This is a genomic window from Lederbergia panacisoli (assembly GCF_024626525.1).
In the GTDB taxonomy this organism is placed as follows: Bacteria; Bacillota; Bacilli; order Bacillales; family Bacillaceae_C; genus Lederbergia; species Lederbergia panacisoli.
The window spans coordinates 48459-74378 of the sequence record NZ_JANJGU010000008.1 but is presented as its reverse complement, the minus strand read 5'-3'; the positions used below and the strand labels follow the sequence as shown (position 1 = coordinate 74378).

The window sequence follows — 25920 nt, the reverse complement described above, 5'->3', positions numbered from 1 at the left end:
CGAAAAAATCCCAATTCTACTGAATTAGGATTTTTCCGTCATTACATAGCTTTTGCAGATTTTTGCATCTCTCTCTTTTCGATAAACAAAATACCAAGCTCATGGTGATCCCCTTCGTAAAGAGCACGTTGTACAAGACGAATCTCACCATTTTTATCGAACACTTCAAGCTTGCAATAGGCACGGTTTTTTAATAAAGCTTTATATAAATCTGTTTTATTACGTACTTTCATATTATTGCATGTTTGGATAATTTCTCCCTTTTTTAATCCCATTTTAGAAGCAGGAGATCCTGGGAGTACATCCAGCACCATGATGCCGCTATTTCTAGGTGTAAAATAATATAAAGCGGAGCCTTCACGCACTCTGTGAAGGTAGGCAATAATTAGCCTTCCGAGTACAGCTGCCGTTGCTGCAATTGCTGGAATATAGTTTGGCAATAAGAAGCTTGTAGCAGAAATAGCAGTAATCAAAACACCGAGACTTAATACTTGTTTTCCTAATCTTTTTACGACATTTCCAGGTAATGTCGTTTGAATCTGCTGCTGGAAGCCCATTAAAAATGGAACTAAAATAATAGAATAACTTTCAGTTCCCCAATGGATGACTGGCCACCATTCGAATGGTGCGCTGATTGGGCCAACAGGAAGGAAAAGAAAAACTGGCAATAGCCATAGTCTTTTCGTCTGGAGTGCTCCTACCGTCAATCCTCTTCTGCTTTGCCGAAGTTTAGGAGATACGTCTTTAAGACCGTTTTTTAACATGAGCGTTCCTTCTGTCATGATAAGAATACCTAGTAATATGGCAGCCCCCATAAAGAAGCTGGAATCAATCGATTTAAAGGTATTTTCAAAATAGGGAATTTCCAAACTGAAATAATGGACTGCAAATACTACCAACAAAGCCAGTCCAATAGTTAAAGCTGGAGATAATAACCTTGCATTCCCTGCCAAACCTAATAATAATGTCGTAATGGCAATGGCCGCAATAAAAGGAAATGGTAAAGTAAGACCAACTAAAACAAACAATATTGATACTATGAGTCCTGCAGCAATACCTGCTGGAAATAAATATCGCAATTCATGAAAAAGACGATTCACCCTCACATGGAAATCCCGACGCTCCCGTTTAACACGGAGATACCCCGCAGTTAAAGCAAGCAGCAACGAGAAGTAAAGAATAGGATGAAGAAACAATCTACCGATTCCCTTTGCGATTTCAAGCAACCACATTTCTGCCATATTGCCACATCCTTTTTCCGAAAAAATACTCTTACATTCTATTCTATCAGAACTTTCCTGAAAAAAGGAAAAAAAATAAAGGCTAATCCGCCTTTATGAAAAATTATTAATTACTATTATCGAAAAGTTTTTAATGCCACTTGTAATTGTAAATCATTTTTTTCATCCTGAATCGCTTTTACGATTTCTTCCTCTAATTTTACAGCCGTTTCTACATCAATTCGACCCGTAACAGGCATCTTTTTAATAGATTGGAAGGCTTTAACTGCCCTTTCAGTTTGCTCATCAAAATAACCATCTTGTCTGCCAGATCCGAAGCCTAACGCTAAAAGCATCTCTTGAGCAATCGTTACATTCTCATTATTCATATCCAAAGCGAGCGTTTCATCTAATTGTAATGAATGAGCATGAAAATAAGCTGGCTGCTCCACTTCAATCGTTGGTTTTATTCCTTTTCCATGGATCCAATTTCCATCAGGTGTTAACCATTTAAACATCGTCAATTTAATATTACTATGGTCGTCTAAAGGCAATGCCTGCTGAACCGTTCCTTTCCCAAAGGTTTTCTTTCCAACTAGCGTGTATCCTTCGATTTCACTCAAAGCTCCTGCTAGAATTTCAGAAGCCGAAGCACTCCCTTCATCTACAAGTAGCGTAATCGGATAGGGTAGTTTCTTTTTAAGACTAGTATATAATGGATTTCTTTTCCCTGAACGTTCCTCAATTTGTACATAAGGTTTGGAATCAGTCACAATTTGAAACAAAATATCCTCAACACTTGAAAGCATTCCACCTGGATTTCCACGCACATCAATAATAAGCCCTTTTAAATTCTGTTCCTCAAGCTTCCTCAGTTCTGTTGTAAAATCTTTTGCTGTATGTTGCGCAAAAGTAGTAATTTGTATATAGCCAATATTTTTCTCGGCATTTTTTTTCATATCAGAAAAGACAGTTAGAACAGGTACTTTGTCCCTCATTATCTCTATCGTTAGTGGTTTGGTCAATTCACTTCTGGCAATCTCAAGCTTGACAACAGATCCTTTTTTGCCACGAATTCTCTTTGATGCTTCAAATAAGTCAAGCCCCTCTACTGTTTCACCATCGATACTGATGATACGGTCTCTTGCTTTCAGCCCAGCTTTTTCAGCCGGCGAATTTTTTATGGGTGAAATGATGATAAGCTTTCCTTCCTGAATCGCAATCTGTGCGCCAATTCCGTCAAACGAAGAGTCAAAGCTATCATTAAATCGTTCTGATGCCTCTTCATCCATATAAACGGAGTACGGATCTTGCAAGGTTCCAACCATTCCTTGGATAGCCCCTTGTATAAGTTGGCCATCACTCACATCTTCCACGTAAGACTTTCGAATCAAATCAAATGCATCCGCCACTTTCTCCAAACCAGAAATCCTTTCCCTCTCAGTCGTAGCCTGTTGTTCCGATCCAACCTTTTCCTTGCTAAAGTCCATCGTTCCCGGCGGCAATATCCATAAAAAAGAAGCATATGTACCACCCGCCCCCAATAATAAAGAGCAGATTGAAATGATGACCAGCCACCTATTCTTCATGTTTTTCCTCCTCTGCCGCTCATGCAAATGATATTGCATTTTCAAGAGTTTTCCATACATCCTATGCGGAAAAAGGACAAGTTATGTGAAGAAACTTGTGTAAATGGGATAGGAATAGAATAGTGTGGTTAGTATCCTTAAAAACATGGATAAAAGTTGCTTTAAGAATGTAAACCAATAACTTGATATTAATACATAATTTCTAAAAGATAAGCATTTTACACTAATTTGAATTCGGTTCAACTTTGGATATTTGCTGTTTTCGGTTCGAATCAGGCATGAATTCGTTCTCAAATTATGAGTTTGGGGATTTTCCGGTCGAATCAGGCACGGATTCGTTCTCAAATTATGAGTTTGGGGATTTTCCGGGCGAATCAGGTACGGATTCGTTCTCATATTATGGTTTTCAGGATATTCGCTCCGAATCAGGCGAGGATTCAGATTCAAATTATGGTTTTTTTGATGCTGCCTTTCCTTCACTAAAAAGAAAAGACCTAGGAAACAAGTTCCCAGGCCTCTCCTTTTCATTCACTCACTTATTTTACAGAAGTTGCTGCTACCGCTTTTTCTATCGCTTGCCCTAGGTCGGCGGTGATGTCTTCAATCGCTTCAAGGCCAACTGCCAAACGAATTAATTCTTCTGTTACTCCTGTCAATTTCAATTCTTCAGCACTTAACTGTTGATGCGTTGTGGACGCTGGGTGAATAATCAATGATTTTGCGTCTCCTACGTTGGCAACATGTGAGAATAACTTCACGTTATCAATTGTTGCTCTGCCCGCTTCACGTCCGCCTTTAATACCGAAGACGATAATCGCACCCGCCCCTTTAGGGAAGTACTTTTTCGAAAGCTCATAGGATGGATGGTCTTCCAATCCCGGGTAGGACACCCACTCAACTGCATCATGTTCCTGTAAGTATTTCGCAACTGCTTTTGTATTTGCAATATGTTTTTCCATACGAAGATGTAGAGTTTCTAAGCCTTGTAAGAAAATAAAAGCGTTATCTGGGCTTAGGCAAGGTCCGAAATCACGAAGCAGCTGAACTCTTAACTTTGTAGCGAATGCCGCTCCCGGAACATCAATCCCATAGCGGATTCCATGATACGTATGATCCGGCTCAATAAAGTCAGGGAATTTCTCATTATTCCAGTCAAATTTACCACTGTCTACAACAACTCCACCAATGGCAGTTCCGTGACCGCCAATCCATTTAGTAGCTGAATGGACAACGATATCCGCTCCCCACTCGATTGGTCTACTTAAAACAGGAGTCGCAAACGTGCTATCAACAATTAAAGGGATGCTATTTTCATGGGCTATATTAGCAACAGCTTCAACATCTAATATATGAAGGCTTGGATTTCCAATTACTTCAGCGAAAAGTGCTTTTGTTTTAGGAGTAATGGCTTTTCTAAAATTCTCTGGATCTTTAGGATCAACAAATTTCACATTAATTCCGTATCTCGGAAGTGAAACTGCAAACAAATTAAACGTACCGCCATAAAGGTCAGTAGCAGCAACAATTTCATCGCCTGCTCGTGCAATATTCAAGATTGAAAATGCAATAGCAGCCATTCCAGAAGATAAAGCAACAGCGGCTGTTCCGCCCTCAAGTTCGGCAACGCGCTTTTCAAATACATCTACAGTCGGGTTCATAATACGGGAATAAATATTACCAGCCACTTCTAAACCAAATAATTTTTGTGCGTGCTCTGTATTTTCAAAAACATATGAAGTCGTTCTATAAACTGGAACTGCACGTGCCCCTGTCTCATCAGGTACTTGACCACCGTGAAGTAAAACCGTTTCTTGTTTGTAATTTTCTTGACTCATTTTTCCATCCTCCTAAGTAATAAATTCTAAAACTAAAAACCCTCTTCTATAAGAAGAGGGCTTATTATCAGTTTCCTCCCCTTATCTACCAGATCATCATTGATCCGTAGGAATTAGCACCTTTTCAGATATTAATACCTGAAGGTTGCCGGGCATCGTAGGGCCTATTCCCTCCGCCGCTCTTGATAAGAGTAATATACATATTCATTTTTAAATTTTCTTGAAACTCTTGAAAACTAGTATATATGAAGGTTATTCAACATGTCAATACATTTTTCAATACAAATGATTAATTACTTTAAATCCTTTACTAGCTTCTCCATCATTTCTTCATCCATAGGTCCTAAAATTTTCTGTTTAATGATTCCATTCGTATCAATCAAAAAACTTGTAGGAATCGGAATAATCCTATACTTATCGCCCACTTCACCCGTCTCATCTAATGGGACATGAAATGTAAGCCCGTATTCCTCTATGAATTTCTTGACCTTTTCCGGTCCATTCCCGCCACGTTCAGCGGCAGTTAAATTAACCGCAATAATTTCTACATTCAATTTCTCAGCATTCTTTTTATAAAAGTTCTCCATATGCGGCATCTCTGCCCTACATGGAGGACACCATGTTGCCCAAAAGTTCAATATCACTTTTTTTCCATTAAAATCTGAAAGCCTAATTTTATCGCCAGCGAGCGTCATGAGTTCAAAATCGGGAGGAATATCCCCTTCAGTCACTCCTTCATTATTAAACACACTTGCATTTCCATCCTCATCAGAGGAATCAATATAGTACGTTTCTTGCTCTACTGTATTGCTTTTCTTCTCCCGAGCGTCTTGCACAATATTTACAATTAAAATACCTGCTAAAATAGCAACTAGAGATAAACCAAAGATTTTTTTAGTCAATGTCCAGCCTCCTTATTTTTAATAGTAGGCTCAATGAAATTGCAATGATAACGAATGTAGTCAAAGGCAATGATAGCAATTGATTTGTTAAGGAATAAAGAACTGCTAATACTCCAATAAATAATATCATAATTTGAAGTTGCCAAATCCATTGTTTTTCCTTTAAAAAGGACAATATGATGACTAGAATACCGATTATCAAACGAATAAGAAGCCAAGTACGAGCTTCATGTGAAACATATGCAGAAACAATCTCATATATAACGATAAAAAGCAGCCAAGCCTGGATAAACTGCCCTATTTTCACTTCATTATGCTTCATATAAAAGTATGTATACACAATGGCTGCCGCTACTCCAAGCCAATACCCCTTCATTCCTCCGTTAAAATAAAGAATGGAAAGTGGATTCGACACGATCATGTTAAATTGAAAAAGAACGACACTGAATTTCCAAGTCATGATAAAAATAAAGACGACATTCCCATACCAATTAGCAGTATCTTTCATTTTTCTAATATATAAAAATGCCCCTGTTATTAAAAAAGCGGCTATGATCGAAACCCATGTGGCCGGAAAAGATAATGTTCCAATTGTATACCAAGTCAAACGGATTCAACTCATTTCATTACAGAATCGGGGACAGAAGCCGTGAAAGAGATTCTTTAAACCGAATAAGCAGTGATCGATTTTGATATTCTTCCATAGTTAATTCCCGTGAATGTGTGATGTCGTTATGATAAATATCGACTAGCTTCTTCACTAATATTTCATCGTATAAAAATGCATTAACCTCAAAATTTAATTTAAAGCTGCGTACATCAATATTTGCTGTTCCGACAGTAGCAATTTTCCCATCTGCCACCATCGTTTTTGCATGGATAAACCCATTTTCATATATATACACTTTTGCCCCCGTCTTTAACAATTCCCCTACATTGGACAATGTTGCCCAATACACAAATGCGTGATCAGGTTTGTTTGGGATCATTAATCGTACATCCACACCAGATAAGGCTGCAATTTTTATCGCATCAAGCACACTCGCATCTGGGATGAAATAAGGTGTTTGAATAAATATATATTTTTTCGCTGAGGTGATTAATTTTAACATTCCATATTTAATCTGTTCCCACTCGGAATCCGGCCCGCTTGAAACAATTTGCACATCCGTATCCCCTACAGCATCAATCTCAGGAAAAAACCTATCCTCATAGCTTACTTTCGTAGAAGAGGCTTGATTCCAATCTAGAATAAACCGTGTCTGCATCGCATATACGGCTTTCCCACAAATCTTTAAGTGCGTATCACGCCAATAGCCAAATTTTTTATTTAACCCTAAATATTCATCTCCAATATTGAACCCGCCGGTATAACCAATTTCTCCATCAATAATAACTAGCTTGCGATGATTCCGGAAGTTAACTTGTAGATTAAGATGCGGCAAAATGGCTGGAAAGAATGCACTCACTTTCCCTCCAGCTTCAATGAGAGGTTTGAAAAACTTGCGAGGAAGACGCCTTGATCCCATCGCATCGTATAGAAACTTTACTTCAACTCCCTCTTTCGCCTTTTTCGTGAGTGTATCTAGTAATTCCTTGCCTAATCTATCATTACGAACGATATAATACACGATGTGGATATGATCCTTTGCGGAAATAATATCATTTAAAAGAGAACGAAATTTATGATCGCCGTCAGTAAAAATGTCTACGTGATTATCTTGTGTGAGTACGGCTCTATCATTAACAAGCAACATATAAATCAAGTCTTTATATTGAGAAGTTCTATTATCATTGAATAGAAACTCCCCTTTTTGCAGCAGTTCAATTTGATATTTTGTAATTTCCATTATGCCGATCTTGTTTTTGTCTCTCCACTCAAAAATTTTCTTACGGCTTAAATTTTGTCCAAAAATCAAATATAGAACGAAACCCGCTACCGGAACGAAAAATAATACTAGTAGCCAAGCCCATGTTGCCCCTGCATCCCGTCTTTCGAGAAATACGACAAAACCAGCCAAAACAATATTTAAAAGCAGGAAAATGCTTAATAAAACCGCCATAATTGACGTAATCGTCATAAAAAGCCCCTCGCATTATCTAATCTTTTATTAATTTCCTATATTTTAGCATATTTACCAATTTGAAAGTACTATATGAACCTTTAGAGGCATGTAAAAAACCGCACCCTGATGGATGCGGCCATTTATGTGATGATCATATTAAAAATTTATATATCTACGCGGGTCAACAGCATTCGATTTAGACATATTCCAAAGCCCTACATGTAATTCAAAATGTAGATGTTGGCCATATGAATGTCCGGTATTCCCCATTACGCCCAACTGTTGCCCTTTAGATACAGTTTGTCCTGTGCTGACACTTCTGCTTCTCATATGAGCATAAACAGTCTCATATGTTTGTCCATTTAAGTGATGCACAACAAAGACAACATTACCATAACTGGAAGAAGTATACGATCTGCTTACAACACCGCTGGCGGCAGCAACAATCGGAACTGGTCCCGATGCAGCAATATCTAACCCAGCGTGCAAGGCACCCCAACGACCTCCGAAACCGGAAGAGACATATCCATTAGCCGGTCTTGAGAATAATCCCGATGAAACCGGCGGCTTCGAAACGTTATTTGAACCACTATTATTATTTACAGGTCCCGTTGCGCCACCTTTATTAGCATTTGCTGCCTCTCTTGCCTTACGTTCTTCCTCAGCTATTCTAGCTGCTTCTTCACGAGCCTTCCGCTCTTCTTCCGCTATCCTATCTTTTTCTAGTTTAATAGCCTTCTGAAGAGCAATTTCTTGCGCTTTCAATAATTCTGCCTCTTCCTCTAAAGACATCTTTTCACTTTCAAGATGTTTCTTCTCGGCGGCTAATTCCTTATTCAATTGAGCTTTTTTAGCATTTTGATTTTTCAAATCTGCTTTCAAATTCTCTAATTCTTTAAGCATTCCATTTAAACTAGCAAGCTCTATTTCTACTTTTTTCTGATTCGATTCGAGCTTTTCTTTATCAGCCTTTTGTTCCTCAATGATTTCTTTATCAGCATTCACAAGTGTAGACACAACTGAAATGCGATCGATAAAGTCTCCGAAACTCTCTGCTCCTAATAATACATCGATAAACTTGACGGAGCCTCCATTTTGTTGAATGTTTCTCGCACGCTCTTTAAGCAATTCATTTCTTTTTTCAATTCGAATTTTTAATTCAGCAATTTCTTTTTTTAGTTTTTTAATTTCCGCTTTTGTCTCTTTAATTTGCTTTTGCTTTTCAGTAATCTTTTTATCTGTATCAGCAATATCATTTTCAAGTTGCTTCATTTCAGCTTCTAGCTGACTTTGACGATCACCGATTTCCGAAATTTGATTATCTTTTTCCCCAATAGAATCATTGATATTTGACCGTTTATTTATAACATCTGATTGCTCATCTTGCAGATTCTTTAGATTAGCAGCCGAGACACCTTGGACATTTGTTAAAATGCCTCCAAACCCTAATGTAACAGCTAGCGTAATCGAAAGTACCGAACGTCTTTTCAAGAATAGTTCCCCTTTCTCCCTCTTGCATTTACTCTCTCTATAGTCGATAGAGCTTGTATACAATGGTAATAGTTTCACACTTTTAAGAATCGTCTTACGGAGATGAAACTGCCCCAGCCACCAATGATGATTCCTATTAGAAGCATGAGCAGGCTAACTTCATAAACGAATGGCGTATACTCAAGAGGCTGAATTAATTGGCGTGGTATTCGCATTTCCATAAAGTCATATGCATAATAATAGCCAGTAGCAACAACTCCAATTGGTAAAATAGAACCAAGCATCCCTAACCAAATTCCTTCAAATAAAAATGGCCAACGGATAAACCAATTTGTTGCTCCTACTAGTTTCATAATTTCAATTTCACGTCTTCTAGCAAAAATAGTAATTTTTATTGTGTTCGAAATCAGAAACATTGCTGTAAACAAAAGCCCGATGACGAGAACCAACCCGATGTTTCGACTTGTTTTTAAGACTTTAAACAAATTCTCAACTTTCTTTTCGCCATATTCAGCGGAGTTGACGAATTCCATTTTACGGATTTGTTGTGCAACGATCGGAGTATCGGCAGGTTTTTTCGTTTTCACGACAAATACGTCGTGTAAAGGATTTTCCTGCTCTTCGATAAAGTTCCACTCTTTTCCCATTGTTTGTATCAAATGATTAAGTTCATCTTCCTTTGAAGAAAATTTCACTGATTCAACTAGATCAAGTTTTGCAATTTTTTGTTCTAATGCTGCCTGATCTTTTTTAGTTGCCGTTAATTCAACATGGGTTCTAATTTCCACATCTTGTTCAAGGTCACTGGCAAATTTATTCATATTCATCAAAATGACGAAGAAAACTCCAACTAACAGTAATGTAACAGTAACAGCACTAACCGAGGCAAACGTCATCCAGCCATTTCGACGTAAACTTTTAAAGCTTTCTCTTAGATGTCGTCGAAGTGTTCTAGCTTTCATATCCGTAATCCCCCCGCTGTTCATCGCGGACAATTCTTCCGCTTTCAATAGCCACAACTCTATGTTTAATTGTATTTACAATCTCCTTATTATGGGTTGCCATAATAATCGTTGTACCCTTCATGTTGATTTCTTTTAATAGACTCATAATCTCCCATGAAGTATCAGGATCTAAATTACCCGTAGGCTCGTCCGCAATGACAAGTTTTGGATTATTGACAATTGATCTCGCTATTGAGACGCGTTGCTGCTCTCCACCAGAAAGTTCGGTAGGCAGCATACGAATCTTATGCTTTAATCCAACCATTGCCAGCACGTCCATCACTCTTTTTCTAATATCTTTAGGGCGCTGTTCAATTACTTCAAGTGCAAAGGCTACATTTTCAAACACAGTAAGTGTCGGAAGAAGCCTAAAGTCCTGAAATACAACACCTATATTTCTACGTAAAAATGGGACATTCCGATTTTTCAGCTTAGATAAATCGATCCCATTAACCTTGATTTGTCCTAAAGTAGGTTTTTCTTCCCTGTACATCAGCTTAATAAAGGTAGATTTTCCCGCACCGCTTGGACCAACGACATAAATAAATTCACCTTGGTTAATGCGGATGCTCAATCCATTGACAGCAGTTATGCCGTTCGAGTATTTTTTTACTACATCCTGCATTTCAATCATGTCATCACCTGGTTCCTAAACCAATTTTTTATAGCCGAAATGTCCTAAATATGGAAATTGTAAAAGGCAAAAAATATGGTTTACATAGTAGTTTTTCTGTTTTTCCGCTAAAAATCGTATGTATCGCGAAAAAAACCGCTGCGTTCTGTCGCTTGCTGGCGAAAAATGAACCCAAACCTATTATAACATCAGATATTAATATGTTAAGGGAAAATTATATTACAGTTTCATTTCATTTTTGTCGTTTTTCTTCCTAACCTTTCCAGTTAGATGAATCTAACGAAATAGGACCTTTTAACTACTGTTAGACATAAAAAAACAAAACATGAAAATTGACTTCACGTTTTGTTTTTTAATTATCGTCATCTACGACTTCTATTGGTATTTCCGTAAAGGATTCAGCATCGTACACAGGTTCCTCGCTGCTAGATGATTCTTCAGTCATACCGGAAGATTCCTCTTCATTCGTACTGGAAGACTCTTCTTCTCCTATACCAAACTCCTTTTTCATCCCTTTGAATTCCTTCATATCCTCTTTTAATTGGTCCGATAGCTCCTTCGGAAGCACTTCCCTACCGTAAGTCGCTCCAATATTTAGAGCACCGCTTAAATCTTTAATTCCTAACTGGGCAAAATTATTATTTTGTTCATATTTATCTAAATAAAATTTATCGATATGAATTTCTTTAATAACCATCGCTTGTTCTTGCGGCTTTTTTTCAGTTGGTTTAGTATTTTCTTCTTGAAATCTGGAGAAATTCTCTTCCATTGCTTCAAGTCGAATTGTGAGTTCCGATTGCGATTGATGGATCAGCACGACATTTTTTTCAAGTTCCCTAATCTGTTTGTCCATTCTGTCCACAGCTTTTAGAAAAGGCGTGATTTTTTTGATAATGGCGGTTTCCATTAAACTAGCTTCACCACGGAACCTATTCTTATCCTTCTCTCTCGGCTCCGCTTTTTTCTCCGAAATTCTCGGTGGAGGTTTGTCCTTTTTTTCTAGATTCCCTCCTTTTAAAAGGGGCGTGATTTCCTCTTCTAATTTTAAAAGCCTTTTAATATGAACTTCGAGTGCATTTAATCTTGCCTGTTTTTTCTCCAGTTCCGCTATTTTTTCTAATATATTTTCATTATTTTGTTTTTGGCTGAATAATCCTTTTATAGGCATTTTTATTCCCCGCAATATTGTTTTTTATAAAAAAAAGGAGAAGTAGGTTTCTAACATCGTTGGCAGTGCAGCTAGTTCTATGACGAGAACTCATAGGAAAAGTGGGTTTTGGTGGAAGTCATGGTGATTATGAAATGCGATTTACATTGGCTAAGTTCATATTCAGCAAATTCAGTCGATAGGTACTCTTTCTTCCTGAAAGTATTTTCGTTTGTACGTTAATATTAAAAGTCCGTTTTGCAACTTTGCCCTGATTTGATTTGAAAATGTAGGTTCAGGCAATTCGATGATCCGCTGAAATTGACCTTCGTTTCGTTCTTGGAGAACAGGCTGCCCCATAATAATCGGAGTAGATGTCCCTTTCAGCAGCAGCTTATTTCCAGAAACGGATATATGAAGATTTTCCTTTTCATAACCAGCCAGTTCCGCTATTACTGTGACTTCCGTATCCGTTATGTAAATATCAATTTTAGGAAAAGTAGTGGAATGTTGAGGTTGATTCGTTTTTTCTGATTGTGAGGGACCCCCACTCATATCCATGGAATCATTCATAAATTGGCCAAAGGAGGATTGATTCATCATATTATTCCAAAAATCACCCGACTGGTATTTTTGTGCCAGTTCCATCCATTGCTTTAATTTATCAAAATCCATGAGCTATCCCTCCTTTTTAGGAATCATAAAACCAATCATTTTGAATATAGTTCGTTAAGAGGAGGTGGACTCCATTGGCTAGTGCTATTAACATTAATATTTTTGTTATTAAAATTAATTCCTTTGAAAATGCATCTGCAGTAAATATAGGGCAAAACCTATTGGCAGATTGGAATAATTATGACAAGAAAACACAAGGCTTCGGACAAAATTTAGGGGACGATGCTGGATTTATTGCTACAAAAAGCGCCGTCGACGATCGGGACCTAATCGATAGTCCAGCTTCTTTTCAAAAACTCCCCCTACGATAGTGGTGTCATTGGTCGGGTTTATGGTGAATACGATGGATAGTCGAGTATTAGAATGAATTAACTTAAATCGGATTAAATGAAATGATTTGTCGGATAAGAATTCTGGAGAATTAGAGAGGTTTATTGCATGAAAAAGGATGCGATATTATTAGCGCATCCTTTTTGCATTACTTTTTCTCAGATAACCAAGTAGCGACCTTGTCAGCGTCATCGCCTTTGATGATATTGCCAGGCATTCCAGGTCTTCCTTCTTGAATCACTTTTAAAATGTCATCTTTTGAAAGCTCGGATCCAATGTGAGCCAATTCTGGACCATTTCGACCTTCTAGATTTTCACCATGACATGAAATACAGTTTTTCTTTACAATTGCTTCAGCATCATTTGTGGCAGTTGCACCACCATTATTGTTATTATTGTCGTTTGCATTATTTCCGCCGCCACAAGCCGCGAGCCCAAGTGCCAACGTCATTCCCAGTAATAATCCAATTACTTTTTTCTTCAAGACAAAACACTCCTTTCAATAATTTTAGTATACCAACAATCAATTTTTTTAAAACTAAATACACTCTCCACAAACATAACCATTGTTGGAAAAAGTTGAAGAAAACCTATATGTGGTATGGTTTTCTTTAATTGTAGCTAATGTGTGAATTATTGGGTGGTCTAGGGTGTCATAAGAGCGGAGGCCATTGCCGGTATCATGTGGAGTAAAGTTTTTATTCTCTCCAAACCCGTATCAAGAGATAAAAGTTTGTAACGAACAATGAAAATCTTCGATGATTGTACAGGGCAACTGTGACAAACTAACGGGTGATTCTGCGTATCAATGCCTCGCGCAGAGCATTGGTGAAAAACCAGCCGGATTTTCTGTGTATCAGTGCCTTGCGCAGAGAAACTGTGACAAACCAGCGGGAGATTCTGTGTATCAGTGACTGGCGCAGAGAAACTGTGACAAACTAACGGGAGATTCTGTGTATCGGGACCTTGCACAGAGCATTGGTGAAAAACCAGCCGGATTTTCTGCGTATCAGTGCCTTGCGCAGAGAAACTGTGACAAACCAGCGGGAGATTCTGTGTATCAGTGCCTTACGCAGAATAATAGTGACAAACTAGCGGGATTTTCTGTGTATCAGGACCTTGCGCAGAGTGTTGGTGACAAACTACCGAGATTTTCTGCGTATCAGTGACTTGCGCAGAATTATAGTGACAAACCAGCGGGAGATTCTGTGTATCGGGACCTTGCACAGAGCATTGGTGAAAAACCAGCCGGATTTTCTGCGTATCAGTGACTTGCGCAGAATTATAGTGACAAACTAACGGGTGATTCTGCGTATCAGGACCTGGCGCAGAGCAACTGTGACAAATCAACGGGAGATTCTGCGTATCAGTGCCTTGCGCAGAATTATAGTGACAAACTAACGGGAGTTTCTGTGTATCGGGACCTTGCACAGAGCATTGGTGAAAAACCAGCCGGATTTTCTGCGTATCAGTGACTTGCGCAGAATTATAGTGACAAACTAACGGGAGATTCTGTGTATCGGGACCTTGCACAGAGCATTGGTGAAAAACCAGCCGGATTTTCTGTGTATCAGTGCCTTGCGCAGAGAAACTGTGACGAACCAGCGGGAGATTCTGTGTATCAGTGCCTGGCGCAGAGCAACTGTGACAAACCAGCGGGAGATTCTGCGTATCAGTGCCTTGCGCAGAATTATAGTGACAAACTAGCGGGATTTTCTGTGTATCAGGACCTTGCGCAGAGCAACTGTGACAAACCAGCAGGAGATTCTGCGTATCAGTGCCTTGCGCAGAGAAACTGTGACAAACTAACGGGAGATTCTGTGTATCGGGACCTTGCACAGAGCATTGGTGAAAAACCAGCCGGATTTTCTGCGTATCAGTGCCTTGCGCAGAGCAACTGTGATGGCTTTCGGAATATTAGTGTGACAGAGCCTCTAGTCACTTGATTTTTCGTAGTAAGAGGCCTTGCCATTCCACTTAAGAGTGTATTTTTTTAATAAAATTTTTCGAATGGTGTCTCTTCCCCTAATCCCATTACACCAATCCAAAATATAACTAATTGTAATTTTCTGTTCTGGAAAAAAAAGCGTATATTCATCGACGCTTCGTAATATTGCTAAGGAAATATCTTCTATCGTCCCACAGTCTTTACAAAATAAAGTGTTCTTTTTACTCTCCAAATTAAACGAACAACAATTACCACAAATTACTCCTTTACGAAGTTCGCCATAGCTATATTTTGGTAATTCGGGTGTTATATTTTTATGTAGTGAGTGGAGCTTCTTGGCAAGTCTCATCTGGTAATTATTCGTTTTGGAAGAAATGTTATTGAGCTCTTTAAAAAAGCGGTTTAATTGGGTTGGGAAAATAATAGGGAGATTTCGTGGAGCGTTATATAAGTGGAAATTGGAATTAACGAAGACAACATATGATTGGATGGGGATGTTATTATATTTGTGGTCTTGTAACAGACGTCGAACAAGGGATTCCGTTCGTTCCAATTGATTTACAGGGTTTTGGATTGCATCACCGTTCATGTAATACCATTTATCACCTTCTATATAATAGTCTCCTTCGTAATTTTTTACCTCAAACAGCATTAAGGACTTTTTACAAATTAGCAGCGAGTCAATTTGAAATTTATTGTTATTACTTTCTAGCTGTAAATCATTGAGGAGCAGCCATTCCTTGGAAAGTCCTACTATATTTTCGTAAAAAAGCAACTCACCTGCAAAACCTTTTTCAAGTCTGTTAAGTTTATCAGTCTTCTCAAGGGATAACGACTTTCTGCTGTTTAAAATCCTATATCCTTTCAGCTCACTACCTTCAACTAGCGGTTTTATATTCATTTTCCACATCCTTTTAAAATTGATATCTCTATTGTAACAAAAAAAGCAGCCGCACGATACACACGGCTGCTTTTGCACATTATATTCTAGAGCGCAAAAATGCATTAATAAAAGTATCGATATCTCCATCTGTTACTGCATGGACGTTTCCTACCTCGGTATTCGTCCGATGGTCTTTCACCATCGAATACGGGTGGAAAACGTAGGAGCGGATTTGGCTTCCCCAGCCAATTTCTTTCTGGACTCCGCGAATTTCAGCTAGTTCTTTTTCTTTTTGTTCAATTTCACGCTGATACAATTTAGCTTTTAGCATATTCATTGCTTGTTCACGGTTTTTAATTTGTGATCTTTCGTTTTGGCATGTTACAACCGTGCCAGTAGGAATATGGGTAATCCGAACAGCAGAATCCGTAGTGTTGACATGCTGCCCACCCGCTCCACTTGAACGGTATGTGTCAACTTTTAAATCTTCGCTTCGGATATCGATTTCTATATCATCCGTAAATTCCGGCATAACATCACAAGAAACGAATGACGTATGTCTACGGCCCGAAGAATCGAAAGGTGAAATCCGAACGAGGCGGTGTACACCTTTTTCCGCTTTTAAATAACCATACGCATTATGACCTTTAATCAACAAAGTGACGCTTTTAATGCCGGCTTCGTCTCCAGGTAAATAGTCGAGCGTTTCCACTTTGAAACCTTTTTTCTCTGCCCAACGCGTGTACATGCGCAAAAGGATGGATCCCCAATCTTGGGATTCTGTTCCGCCAGCTCCCGGGTGAAGCTCAAGAATGGCGTTGTTTTTATCATAAGGCTCACTTAGTAAAAGCTGGAGTTCAAAATCATTTAAACGTCCAATTAATTCTTCCAACTCTGATTCAAGTTCACCTTCTAATTCCGGATCATTTTCCTCTTTTACCAGTTCGTGGGTGAGTTCAAGATTTTCCTGAGTTTCAAGTAATTCTTTGTATTCACCAACGAGATCTTTGAGCGAATTTGCTTCATTGATTACCGTCTGGGCAGCCTGCTGATCATCCCAAAATCCAGGTTCCAGCATTCTTTCATCCAATTCGGCTATTCGTGTCTCTTTTTCCTCTAAGTCAAAGAGACCCCCTGAAATCGGCCAGTCGATTAGCCGTTTTTTCTAGTTCTGATCTTACTTCAAATAATTCCATTTTGAACCACCTCAAAAATTTTGAATATCTTGCTGTGCTTTGGAGGTCGACGCAATCAGAGAAGGTCGACCATTTCTATTATTACGCCAACCTTCCGTGGCAGTGTTTATACTTTTTCCCACTTCCGCATGGGCATGGAGAATTACGTCCGATGCTTTCTTCTTTGCGGACCGGCTTTCTTTTCACTTCTCCGCCTTCTTCTTTCGGATTCACGGCTTGACCCTTTGCAACTTCCTCACGCTCTAAGTTATTGCGAATTTCGGCCTTCATAACGTATTTCGCAGTATCTTCCTCGATCGCAGTGACCATGCTTTCAAACATAGAATAACCTTCAGCTTGATATTCTCTTAGCGGATCGATTTGACCATAGGCGCGTAAATGAATACCTTGTCTGAGTTGTTCCATCGCATCAATATGGTCAATCCATTTTGAATCGACGGAACGAAGTAAAATTACTTTTTCAAACTCACGCATTTGTTCCGGCGATAAATATTCTTCTTTTTGGTCATAGCGAATTTTTACTTTATCAAAAATGAAGTCCATCATAACTTCTGGATCTTTTCGCTTCAAATCATCTGCCGTAATATCTCCTTCAGGAAGTAAATTGCCATTTACAAAATCAATGATGCCCTGTAAATTCCATTGCTCTTCTTCCTCATGTGAAGGGGTATGAGCGGAAACAACACGCCCAATGACAGAAACAATCATTTTCTCGACAATATCACGTAGATTTTCTGATTCCATTACATCGTTTCGCTGCTGATAAATAATCTCACGTTGTTGACGTAAAACATCATCATATTGAAGGAGCTGCTTCCTGGCATCAAAGTTATTTCCTTCAACACGCTTCTGCGCAGATTCAACCGCTTTAGAAACCATTCTGCTTTGAATAGGCTGGGAATCATCCATTCCAAGTTTTTGCATCATGTTTTTCATATTATCTGATCCGAATCGTCTCATTAATTCATCTTCCATTGATAAATAAAATTGAGTGACCCCTGGATCTCCTTGACGACCAGAACGTCCCCTTAACTGATTATCAATCCTTCGTGATTCATGGCGTTCTGTACCGATTACGGCTAAACCGCCCAACTCTTTTACACCTTCACCAAGTTTAATATCGGTACCACGGCCAGCCATGTTTGTCGCGATGGTAACAGAACCTTTTTGTCCTGCCTCCACAATAATTTCAGCTTCACGGCCATGATTTTTCGCATTCAATACATTATGCTTTACGCCTTTTTTTAATAAAAGCGAAGAAATGAGCTCTGACGTTTCAATTGCAACGGTACCAACGAGAACTGGTTGGCCAAGACGGTAGCGTTCGGCAATATCGTCAACAACAGCACGGAATTTCCCATCGATCGATGCATAAATTAAGTCTGCTCTATCATCCCGCGTAATCGGTTTATTCGTAGGGATTGCAATAACGCGCATATTATAAATATTGCGGAATTCTTCTTCCTCCGTTTTTGCTGTACCTGTCATCCCCGCGAGCTTTTCATACATACGGAAATAGTTCTGGAATGTAATCGTGGCCATCGTCATCGATTCATTTTGAATTTCGACGCCTTCTTTAGCTTCGATGGCTTGATGGAGTCCATCACTAAAACGACGACCTTTCATGAGACGACCTGTAAATTGGTCAACAATTACGATTTCGCCTTCTTGAACAACGTAGTCTACATCAAGATGCATACTAGCCTGAGCTTTTAAAGCCTGGTTAATATGATGATTCAATGTCACATGCGAAATATCGAATAGATTATCGATTCTAAAAGCACGTTCAGCTTTATTAATCCCTTCCTCTGTTAACTGAACCCCTTTTGTTTTTTCATCATACGTATAATCTTCCTCTTTTTTCAGCATGTTGACGAAAGAATTTGCTTGCATATACAATTGTGTTGATTTTTGCGCTTGCCCTGAAATGATTAATGGTGTTCTTGCTTCATCAATTAAAATTGAGTCAACCTCGTCAATGACAGCATAGTGGAGCGGTCTTTGCACCCTTTGCTCCGCATAAAGCACCATATTATCACGGAGGTAGTCAAAACCAAACTCATTATTAGTACCATACGTAATATCTGCTGCATATGCTTCTTGTTTTTCCTCTTTGGACATACTATTTAAATTGAGACCGACTGTCAGTCCCAAAAACTGATACAATTCTCCCATTTCCGTGGCATCACGATTCGCCAAGTATTCGTTTACCGTCACGACGTGTACGCCTTTTCCGGTAAGCGCATTTAAATAAACGGGCATCGTAGCGGTCAAGGTTTTACCTTCCCCGGTCTTCATTTCAGCGATGTTTCCTTCATGAAGTGTGGCTCCCCCCATGAGCTGAACTGGATATGGATATAGACCAAGTACTCGACGCGCACCTTCACGAACGACCGCAAAAGCTTCAACTAAAAGATTATCAAGTTTTTCCCCTTTTTGATATCTTTCCTTAAATTCCGCTGTTTTTGCGCGTAATTCATCATCCGATTTATTTTCCATTTCTGATTCTAATACTTGGATGCTTTCCGCAAATTTTTCCAAGCGCTTTATTTCTCGTGTATTTGGATCAAATAATTTATTTAAAAATGCAACCATCTATAACGCTCCCTTACATATAAAATTCAGGCAATAATAAAATACAGGATACGTTGCATAAATCTAGCTCAAAATAACTATATCTGCTTACTAATCTTAACACTATCAGCTTTTCATGACAACAAGCGCGTTGACTAGTGGACAGGTTCAACTTTCACAGGAAAATGGCTCCGTAAGCAAGCGCCCCAGCAATAACATAGGCAGGATGGATTTTCCATTTTTCTAGTAAAAATAGACTCGCTATCCCAATAATGAGTGTATGAATATATCCTGCGCCATCTGTAGAAATTGAGTTTACGAAAAAATTTACTGTCATGATGCCGAGTAAGACCGCAATTGCAGGTCTGACAAGTTGCGTCATTTTTTTTACTTGGGGAGATTCCTTATACTTTAATAAAAGACCCAGCAACGTAATCATAAGTATCATAGACGGTGCAACTGTAGCAAATAGTGCGACTACAGCTCCAAGCACCCCTGCCTGTTGATAGCCAATATATCCAGCCATCTTTGTTGCGATGGGTCCGGGGAGTGCATTCCCTAGGGCAAGTACTTCACTGAACTCGTTCACAGTAAGCCAACCATACGTACCAACTACTTCATTTTCAATAAGAGGAATGGAAGATGGTCCTCCCCCGTAGCCTAGGATTCCCGGAATAAAGAATGCAAGGAAAATTTGCCAGTAAATCATGATTGGCCTCTCCCTTCTTGCTTAGCCTTCTTCTTACTCCCTAAAACAATGGCAGAAATTAAAAGAGCAGCAATTAATATTCCTGGATGAATATGAAGAAATTCCAAAATGACTACACTAGCCAGAATGAGAATTGTGCCCCAAAGCCAACCGAGCGTTTTTCTTGATTTCACGATAAAATCCCATGCCAAAACACCGAGCAATACACCCGCTACAGGCAGTACCGCTTTAGACATTCCCGCCACCCAAGGTTTATCCTTATGAGCCGTTAAAAGAGTTAAAAATAATATCATTAAGACAACGGTCGGTATAGAGGTGGCAAATAAAGCATTCATCATACCCCAGAATCCGCCGACTCTCCAACCGATATATCCTGCCATTTTTGTATTAATCGGTCCCGGCAATGCATTGGCGAGCGCTAATACATCTGAAAATTCTTCATCATTCATCCATTTATATACAAGGACAACTTCCCTGTGAACGAGTGGAATCGCTGACGGTCCGCCTCCAAAGCCAAGTATGCCCGACCGAAAAAAAGCAATAAAAATATCTTTTTGTTTCATTAAATAAAACCGCCTTTACTAGATGCACTTCAAGAAATTTCTGTCTTAGTTATTTACCACGCTGCAATCGATCCATCCGTGCGCGACTCAGTGCCCCCCATTAAAACGCCGGTTTCACTGTTGCGCCAAATGGCTTGACCACGTCCAAAACTACCGCTGTCAACGGCTAATTGTACTTGATGGCCTTTGCGGGCTAATGCCTGAGCAATATGGAGAGGGAAATTAGGTTCCAGCAGGACTTTTTTCCCTTCTAACCATTGCCAGCGAGGTGCATCAAGTGCAGCTTGTGGATTTAAGTGGAAATCGATTGTATTGGAAACGACTTGGAAATGACCTTGTGGCTGCATATAACCGCCCATTACGCCAAAAGGTCCAACTGCCTTCCCATCTTTCGTTAAAAAGCCCGGAATAATTGTATTGTAGGTTCTCTTCCCTGGCTGCAATGCATTCGGATGACCTTCATCCAACGAAAAATCATGTCCACGATTTTGCAAGGCAATTCCTGTATCAGGCACAACGATCCCAGATCCAAATCCCATATAGTTGCTTTGAATGAAAGATACCATATTCCCTTCACCGTCGGCTGTTGCTAAATAAACAGTTCCACCTTTTGGAAGCTCCATTACGGTCGGTTCTAAAGCATCTCCCACAATCTTTGCTCTGCGTTTTTCCGCATATTCCTCAGACAGTAGTCGCTCAACACTAATTGGCATATGCGCAGGTTCCGTTATAAACGCTTTTCCGTCCATAAACGCAAGCTTCATCGCCTCGATTTGTTTATGATACGTTTCTACATTTTCTTTTTCTGTAAAATTGAAGCCTTTCGCAATATTAAGGGCCATAAGGGCGACAATTCCTTGTCCATTCGGAGGAATTTCCCAAACATCATAACCACGGTAATTTACTGAAACGGGCTCTACCCATTCTGCTTTAAACGAAATTAAATCTTCCATAGAAAGAAAACCATTATGTTTCTTAACAAAAGAAGTTATTTTTTCTGCAAGCTCACCTCTGTAAAAACTTTCGGCACTCGTGTTGGCAATAGCTCTTAGTGTAGCTGCATGACCTGGGGAGTGCCACATTTCACCAATTTCTGGTGCTCTTCCATTTGGAGCAAATGTATCAAACCACGGCTTAAATTCTTCCTTCGAAGAAAACAATTCTAAAAACCGATTATATGCTAGCTTCCAATACTTTCCTAAAACAGGTGTCAACGGAAATCCTTCTTCTGCATATTGAATCGCCGGTCTCAGCGTCTCAGTTAAAGGAAGTCTACCAAATTTTTTGGATAGCTCTGCCCAGGCCGATGGCACTCCTGGTACTGTAATCGGGATGACGCCATGCGCTGGCATTTTTTCATAACCAAGTGATTTTACTTTTTCAAGACTAATGGATTTCGGAGAAGGACCGCTCGCATTTAGTCCATGAAGCTTCCCATCTGTCCAAACGAGAGCAAATGCATCTCCCCCGATTCCATTCGACGTCGGCTCAACGACAGTCAGTGCTGCCGCTGTTGCAATTGCTGCATCAATTGCATTCCCGCCTTTTTTCAATATATCCAATCCAGCTTGAGCAGCTAACGGTTGTGAAGTCGCCACCATCCCGTTTTTGGCGAATGCTGTTGTTCGCTGAGATGTATAGGGTTGATATAAATGATCCAAATTCATACTCACTCTGCCTTCTTTCAATATGGCTATTTTTTAAAAATTTGTTGTTTGTAAAAGCCCAATAAGGACGTTTTAGCAGTTCTTATTAAGCTAGCAGCTCTTCTCCCATGTTTTTTCAGTTTTAGGAACAATATCTACTTTAATTATTTAGATTTATATTTAGGAAAAGAATCTTCATAATGAATGACATAAGTTTCATTTTACTATGTAGGGAAAAAATAGAAAAGGAAATAAGGATAAAGCGACGGACTTTATCCTTATTTTTTCAAAAATATTAACTTACCAAACTGCTATGCTTCCGTCAGCTCTCGGTTCCGTTCCCCCGGATAATATCCCCGACTCAGGATCTCTGCATATAATTTGCCCTCTCCCGAACATTCCAGAATCGACTGCTCGTTGGACGATATGTCCTTTTCGCACTAAAGCTTTTGCGATATGATCAGGGAATTGCGGCTCTACCTCAATGATTTTTTCTTTAATCCATCTCCATCTAGGAGCATCCAAAGCTGCTTGTGGATTCAATAGAAAATCGACTAGATTCATGACAACTTGCACATGTGCCTGTGGTTGAATCATTCCACACATAACACCAAATGGTCCGACCGGTTGATTATCTTTCGTAATAAAACCTGGGATGATCGTATGTAACGTTTTCTTTCCACCTTCCAAAGCATTATGATGATTTGGATCTAAAGAAAATCCACTGCCCCTATTTTGCAAACAAATTCCCGTACCTGGAACGACTACACCTGAACCAAAGTCACCTGCATGACTTTGAATAAAGGAAACCATGTTTCCTTCTCCATCAGCGGTAGCTAAGTAAACAGTTCCACCTGGGACAGGCTCTCCAGCTTCAGGAAGGATCGCTTTTTCATTAATAAGAGCACGTCTAATTTCTGCATATTGTTCAGATAGTAATTCCTTTTCCGTTACTTTCATTTTTTTCGGATCGGTAATATATTTTAACCCATCCATATATGCCAATTTAACAGCTTCAATTTGCTTATGGTAGGTATCTACAGAATCCTTCGTAGCAAAATCAAAGTCCTTTAAAATTTGCAAGGCCATTAACGCGACAATTCCCTGACCATTCGGAGGGATTTCCCAAATATCATAACCTTTATAATTGACGCTAATTGGTTCAACCCATTCCGGCTCATAAGCAGCAAGGTCCTCTACCGTTAAAAAGCCGTTATATTTTGCCACACATTCAGCCATTTTTTCCGCCAGCTCCCCGCGGTAAAAAGCCTCACCATCTGTTTCAGCAATCGCTTGTAAAGTATTGGCATGGGCAGGCGATTTCCAAATCTCCCCGATTTCAGGCGCTCTTCCATTTGGAGCATATACATTAAACCATTCTTGGAATTCCTCACCTTTGAACTGCTCTGTATATTCACGAAAGCGAATATCCCAAAACTTTCCGATTTCAGACGATGCCGGAAAACCGTCCCGAGCATACTCAATTGCAGGCTTCAACACTTCCGTTAACGGTAATTTACCAAAACGCTTCGACAAAGCCACCCATGAAGCAGGTGTTCCAGGAACCGTGATGGGAAGCACCCCTATTCCAGGCATATGATCATGCCCCATCTCTTTCACTTTCTCGATAGAAATGCTTTTAGGAGCAGGTCCACTCGCATTCAGTCCATGCAATTCCCCATTCGTCCATACAAGCGCGAAGGAATCTCCGCCTATACTTGTAGAATTCGGTTCAACTACGGTGAGACAAGCTGCCGTAGCGATTGCCGCGTCTATGGCGTTTCCTCCTTGTTGCATTATCCTCAAGCCAGCTTGTGCAGCCAAAGGTTGAGTCGTGGCCACCATTCCTTTTTGACCGTGTACCGTCATTCTTTGCGAAGGATATGGATAATATTGATGATCTGTTTTCATTAAAATTTCCCCCTAGTATTTTTTCATTCTCTATCTGAAAGCCCTATCATTAATTTTAGTTTAATAGACTCAATATTTCCACAAAAACTTTTCTGTATATAAAAAGCACGCAGCCATAATAACTGCTGCGTGCAATAAAAACTACGTACTTTTTCAGTTCTGTTAATTCGTTTCAATTAATCCATATTTCCCGTCTTTCCTGCGGTAAACGATATGGGTTCCATTTGTTTCGGCATCTGTATAGATGAAAAAGCTATGACCAAGCATGTTCATTTGCAGCACTGCTTCTTCACTGTCCATCGGCTTTAGATCAAATTGTTTCGTACGGACAATGGTCATTTCATCGTCATCTTCTTCAATGAGTGCAGCTCCGTTAACATTTGTATTGAAAAATTCATTCGGGTTTCCTTTTTCACGGAACTTACGGTTTACTTTCGTTTTATGCTTACGAATTTGTCGTTCTAGTTTATCAACAATTAGGTCAATCGCTGCGTACATATCACTATTTACTTCTTCTGCACGAAGCGTTAGTTGCGGAATAGGTATTGTAATTTCAACTTTAGATTTTTTATCAGGATTCACTTTTAAGTTTACATGAACATTTGCCTCAGGAGTTTCATTAAAGTAACGCTCAAGTTTTCCAACTTTCTTTTCTACATGATCACGAATTGCCTCTGTGACCTCGATGTTTTCACCACGTATTTGGAATTTCAGCATATATAACTCCTCCTTTTATAATGCTATGTATATATACTTCTATATACCAACTTAAAAATCCTGCCTGTTTTCAATAAATTTTTTGTCGAATACGTGAAATTTGACTAAAAATTTTTATTTCCTCTGATCGTAAAACATTCCGTCCAGTTGTTCAGTGGCTGCATAAGGATTAGTATAACGTTCCGCGGATATCTTTCTTTGCTCTAATCCATTTATATCTTTTTGAATGCCCACCTGGATTTTTTTCAATTGATTTGTCATTTCCTTGTCTAAAATGGTGAGCCTTTTTCCAATTAATTGATCTTTTTCAGAAAACGGACTTTTAATTTTAGACAGCCATTCCGACCTCTGTTCTAATAAGTGTTCGATCTCAATGATGGTCTTGTCTCGATCATTGGAATTTGCCTTTAACACGGTTATTAATTCTTCAGTGATTTCCACACATTTTTCGACAGCATTCATTAAACTCCACTGCCTCCAACTGCATGTTGCATCTGTCGATTCATTTGGATGGCCTGCTTCCAAGTATCACGAAATTCAGTGATAAGTTCTTCAACTTCTCGAATGATTTCAACGTCGTTATGAATATTCGCTTCGATAAGCCTGCGATTCGCATAATCATAAAGGGCCATCATATTTTTAGAAATGGGCATATCCATATTCAAGGTCACCATTAATTCGGTAATGATGTTTTGGGCCTTTTGAATATTCGTGTTTTTCGCTTCCATGTCCTTTGATTCAATAGCCATTCTCGCCATGTTCATAAATTTTAAACAACCATTATAAAGCATTAATGTAAGCTCGCCAGGTGATGCTGTCGTTACAGCATTTGTTCTATAAGCTTGGTATGGATTAGCGCTTGCCATTTTGTTCACTCCTC

Annotated in this window: 23 protein-coding genes and 1 riboswitch; of the genes, 1 reads left to right on the top strand and 22 read right to left on the bottom strand. The window is 39.3% G+C overall.

The features are described 5' to 3' along the window. Nucleotides 1-41: 41 nt before the first annotated feature. From NQ185_RS12285 to NQ185_RS12235, 11 genes are all read right to left on the bottom strand, one after another. Entirely contained in the window at nt 42-1241 is a 1200-nt protein-coding gene (locus NQ185_RS12285) for a PDZ domain-containing protein (protein WP_257582138.1), read from the bottom strand. A 116-nt stretch (nt 1242-1357) separates the two neighbouring features. Next, nucleotides 1358-2809: a S41 family peptidase gene (locus NQ185_RS12280; protein WP_257582136.1), complete on the bottom strand. Its 1452-nt coding sequence runs from the start codon at nt 2807-2809 to the stop codon at nt 1358-1360. A gap of 536 nt (nt 2810-3345) precedes the next feature. Then, nucleotides 3346-4644, bottom strand: a complete 1299-nt coding sequence (locus NQ185_RS12275; RefSeq protein ID WP_257582134.1) for an O-acetylhomoserine aminocarboxypropyltransferase/cysteine synthase family protein — start codon at nt 4642-4644, stop codon at nt 3346-3348. A 78-nt stretch (nt 4645-4722) separates the two neighbouring features. Next, nucleotides 4723-4836: riboswitch (SAM riboswitch) on the bottom strand. Between the two features lie 101 nt (nt 4837-4937). Continuing rightward, on the bottom strand, nt 4938-5546 hold the full coding sequence (locus NQ185_RS12270; protein ID WP_257582133.1) for a redoxin domain-containing protein: 609 nt from the start codon (nt 5544-5546) through the stop codon (nt 4938-4940). Further along, complete coding sequence (locus tag NQ185_RS12265; RefSeq protein ID WP_257582131.1) at nt 5539-6153, bottom strand: hypothetical protein; 615 nt, start codon at nt 6151-6153, stop codon at nt 5539-5541. The genes NQ185_RS12270 and NQ185_RS12265 overlap by 8 nt, the downstream gene beginning before the upstream one ends. Nucleotides 6154-6172: 19 nt before the next feature. Continuing rightward, nucleotides 6173-7627: a cardiolipin synthase gene (gene cls, locus NQ185_RS12260; RefSeq protein ID WP_257582129.1), complete on the bottom strand. Its 1455-nt coding sequence runs from the start codon at nt 7625-7627 to the stop codon at nt 6173-6175. Between the two features lie 141 nt (nt 7628-7768). Then, complete coding sequence (locus tag NQ185_RS12255) at nt 7769-9103, bottom strand: murein hydrolase activator EnvC family protein (RefSeq protein ID WP_257582128.1); 1335 nt, start codon at nt 9101-9103, stop codon at nt 7769-7771. Nucleotides 9104-9177: 74 nt separating this feature from the next. Then, nucleotides 9178-10065 (bottom strand): permease-like cell division protein FtsX, encoded by an 888-nt coding sequence (gene ftsX / locus NQ185_RS12250; protein ID WP_257582127.1) that lies wholly within the window; start codon nt 10063-10065, stop codon nt 9178-9180. After that, nucleotides 10055-10741 carry a cell division ATP-binding protein FtsE gene (ftsE, locus tag NQ185_RS12245; protein ID WP_257582126.1) on the bottom strand — a complete coding sequence of 229 codons (687 nt, stop codon included), beginning with the start codon at nt 10739-10741 and terminating at the stop codon, nt 10055-10057. Before ftsE ends, ftsX begins: the two co-directional genes overlap by 11 nt. A 352-nt stretch (nt 10742-11093) precedes the next feature. Then, a complete protein-coding gene (locus NQ185_RS12240; protein ID WP_257582125.1) occupies nt 11094-11909 on the bottom strand; it encodes a hypothetical protein in 816 nt (271 codons plus the stop codon). A 171-nt stretch (nt 11910-12080) separates the two neighbouring features. Beyond that, complete coding sequence (locus NQ185_RS12235) at nt 12081-12563, bottom strand: Hsp20/alpha crystallin family protein (protein ID WP_257582124.1); 483 nt, start codon at nt 12561-12563, stop codon at nt 12081-12083. 74 nt (nt 12564-12637) lie between these two features. On the opposite strand from NQ185_RS12235, the gene NQ185_RS12230 reads away from it, so the two are divergent. Beyond that, the gene (locus tag NQ185_RS12230; protein WP_257582123.1) at nt 12638-12874 is read left to right on the top strand and encodes a hypothetical protein; all 237 of its coding nucleotides are present in this window, start codon (nt 12638-12640) and stop codon (nt 12872-12874) included. A gap of 167 nt (nt 12875-13041) precedes the next feature. On the opposite strand, the gene cccB is transcribed toward NQ185_RS12230, so the two are convergent. The 11 genes from cccB to fliS all read right to left on the bottom strand — a co-directional run bounded on the left by cccB (nt 13042) and on the right by fliS (nt 25906). Continuing rightward, nucleotides 13042-13377, bottom strand: coding sequence for a cytochrome c551 (gene cccB, locus NQ185_RS12225; RefSeq protein WP_257582122.1), 336 nt, complete (start codon nt 13375-13377; stop codon nt 13042-13044). A 1450-nt stretch (nt 13378-14827) separates the two neighbouring features. Beyond that, nucleotides 14828-15742: a nuclease-related domain-containing protein gene (locus NQ185_RS12220; protein WP_257582121.1), complete on the bottom strand. Its 915-nt coding sequence runs from the start codon at nt 15740-15742 to the stop codon at nt 14828-14830. A 79-nt stretch (nt 15743-15821) separates the two neighbouring features. Beyond that, nucleotides 15822-16920, bottom strand: a protein-coding gene (prfB, locus tag NQ185_RS12215) for a peptide chain release factor 2 (RefSeq protein WP_373370801.1) whose coding sequence is annotated in 2 segments (ribosomal slippage) — nt 15822-16847 and nt 16849-16920 — 1098 coding nt in all. Because the reading frame shifts where the segments join, the coding sequence is not laid out codon by codon here. A gap of 81 nt (nt 16921-17001) precedes the next feature. Beyond that, nucleotides 17002-19515: a preprotein translocase subunit SecA gene (gene secA, locus NQ185_RS12210; protein ID WP_257582119.1), complete on the bottom strand. Its 2514-nt coding sequence runs from the start codon at nt 19513-19515 to the stop codon at nt 17002-17004. A gap of 154 nt (nt 19516-19669) precedes the next feature. After that, nucleotides 19670-20203 (bottom strand): chromate transporter, encoded by a 534-nt coding sequence (locus tag NQ185_RS12205; RefSeq protein ID WP_257582118.1) that lies wholly within the window; start codon nt 20201-20203, stop codon nt 19670-19672. Next, nucleotides 20200-20766: a chromate transporter gene (locus NQ185_RS12200; protein WP_257582117.1), complete on the bottom strand. Its 567-nt coding sequence runs from the start codon at nt 20764-20766 to the stop codon at nt 20200-20202. The genes NQ185_RS12205 and NQ185_RS12200 overlap by 4 nt, the downstream gene beginning before the upstream one ends. Nucleotides 20767-20819: 53 nt before the next feature. Beyond that, nucleotides 20820-22433 carry a gamma-glutamyltransferase gene (gene ggt, locus NQ185_RS12195; protein WP_257582116.1) on the bottom strand — a complete coding sequence of 538 codons (1614 nt, stop codon included), beginning with the start codon at nt 22431-22433 and terminating at the stop codon, nt 20820-20822. A gap of 279 nt (nt 22434-22712) precedes the next feature. Next, entirely contained in the window at nt 22713-24323 is a 1611-nt protein-coding gene (gene ggt, locus NQ185_RS12190; protein WP_257582114.1) for a gamma-glutamyltransferase, read from the bottom strand. Between the two features lie 162 nt (nt 24324-24485). After that, entirely contained in the window at nt 24486-25040 is a 555-nt protein-coding gene (gene hpf / locus NQ185_RS12185) for a ribosome hibernation-promoting factor, HPF/YfiA family (RefSeq protein WP_257582112.1), read from the bottom strand. A gap of 114 nt (nt 25041-25154) precedes the next feature. Then, complete coding sequence (fliT, locus tag NQ185_RS12180; protein WP_257582111.1) at nt 25155-25502, bottom strand: flagellar protein FliT; 348 nt, start codon at nt 25500-25502, stop codon at nt 25155-25157. Further along, on the bottom strand, nt 25502-25906 hold the full coding sequence (gene fliS / locus NQ185_RS12175; protein WP_257582110.1) for a flagellar export chaperone FliS: 405 nt from the start codon (nt 25904-25906) through the stop codon (nt 25502-25504). The genes fliT and fliS overlap by 1 nt, the downstream gene beginning before the upstream one ends. Between the last annotated feature and the right edge of the window lie 14 nt (nt 25907-25920).

Bases quoted from the DNA above. Each gene is read 5' to 3' on its own strand.
- NQ185_RS12240 (WP_257582125.1), bottom strand. From the start codon at position 11,909: ATGCCTATAAAAGGATTATTCAGCCAAAAACAAAATAATGAAAATATA.
- ftsE (WP_257582126.1), bottom strand. From the start codon at position 10,741: ATGATTGAAATGCAGGATGTAGTAAAAAAATACTCGAACGGCATAACT.
- fliS (WP_257582110.1), bottom strand. From the start codon at position 25,906: ATGGCAAGCGCTAATCCATACCAAGCTTATAGAACAAATGCTGTAACG.
- secA (WP_257582119.1), bottom strand. From the start codon at position 19,515: ATGGTTGCATTTTTAAATAAATTATTTGATCCAAATACACGAGAAATA.
- fliT (WP_257582111.1), bottom strand. From the start codon at position 25,502: ATGAATGCTGTCGAAAAATGTGTGGAAATCACTGAAGAATTAATAACC.
- ftsX (WP_257582127.1), bottom strand. From the start codon at position 10,065: ATGAAAGCTAGAACACTTCGACGACATCTAAGAGAAAGCTTTAAAAGT.
- NQ185_RS12280 (WP_257582136.1), bottom strand. From the start codon at position 2,809: ATGAAGAATAGGTGGCTGGTCATCATTTCAATCTGCTCTTTATTATTG.
- ggt (WP_257582114.1), bottom strand. From the start codon at position 24,323: ATGAAAACAGATCATCAATATTATCCATATCCTTCGCAAAGAATGACG.
- NQ185_RS12235 (WP_257582124.1), bottom strand. From the start codon at position 12,563: ATGGATTTTGATAAATTAAAGCAATGGATGGAACTGGCACAAAAATAC.
- NQ185_RS12220 (WP_257582121.1), bottom strand. From the start codon at position 15,742: ATGAATATAAAACCGCTAGTTGAAGGTAGTGAGCTGAAAGGATATAGG.
- NQ185_RS12200 (WP_257582117.1), bottom strand. From the start codon at position 20,766: ATGAAACAAAAAGATATTTTTATTGCTTTTTTTCGGTCGGGCATACTT.
- NQ185_RS12275 (WP_257582134.1), bottom strand. From the start codon at position 4,644: ATGAGTCAAGAAAATTACAAACAAGAAACGGTTTTACTTCACGGTGGT.
- cls (WP_257582129.1), bottom strand. From the start codon at position 7,627: ATGACGATTACGTCAATTATGGCGGTTTTATTAAGCATTTTCCTGCTT.
- ggt (WP_257582116.1), bottom strand. From the start codon at position 22,433: ATGAATTTGGATCATTTATATCAACCCTATACATCTCAGCGAACAACA.
- NQ185_RS12285 (WP_257582138.1), bottom strand. From the start codon at position 1,241: ATGGCAGAAATGTGGTTGCTTGAAATCGCAAAGGGAATCGGTAGATTG.
- NQ185_RS12205 (WP_257582118.1), bottom strand. From the start codon at position 20,203: ATGATTTACTGGCAAATTTTCCTTGCATTCTTTATTCCGGGAATCCTA.
- hpf (WP_257582112.1), bottom strand. From the start codon at position 25,040: ATGCTGAAATTCCAAATACGTGGTGAAAACATCGAGGTCACAGAGGCA.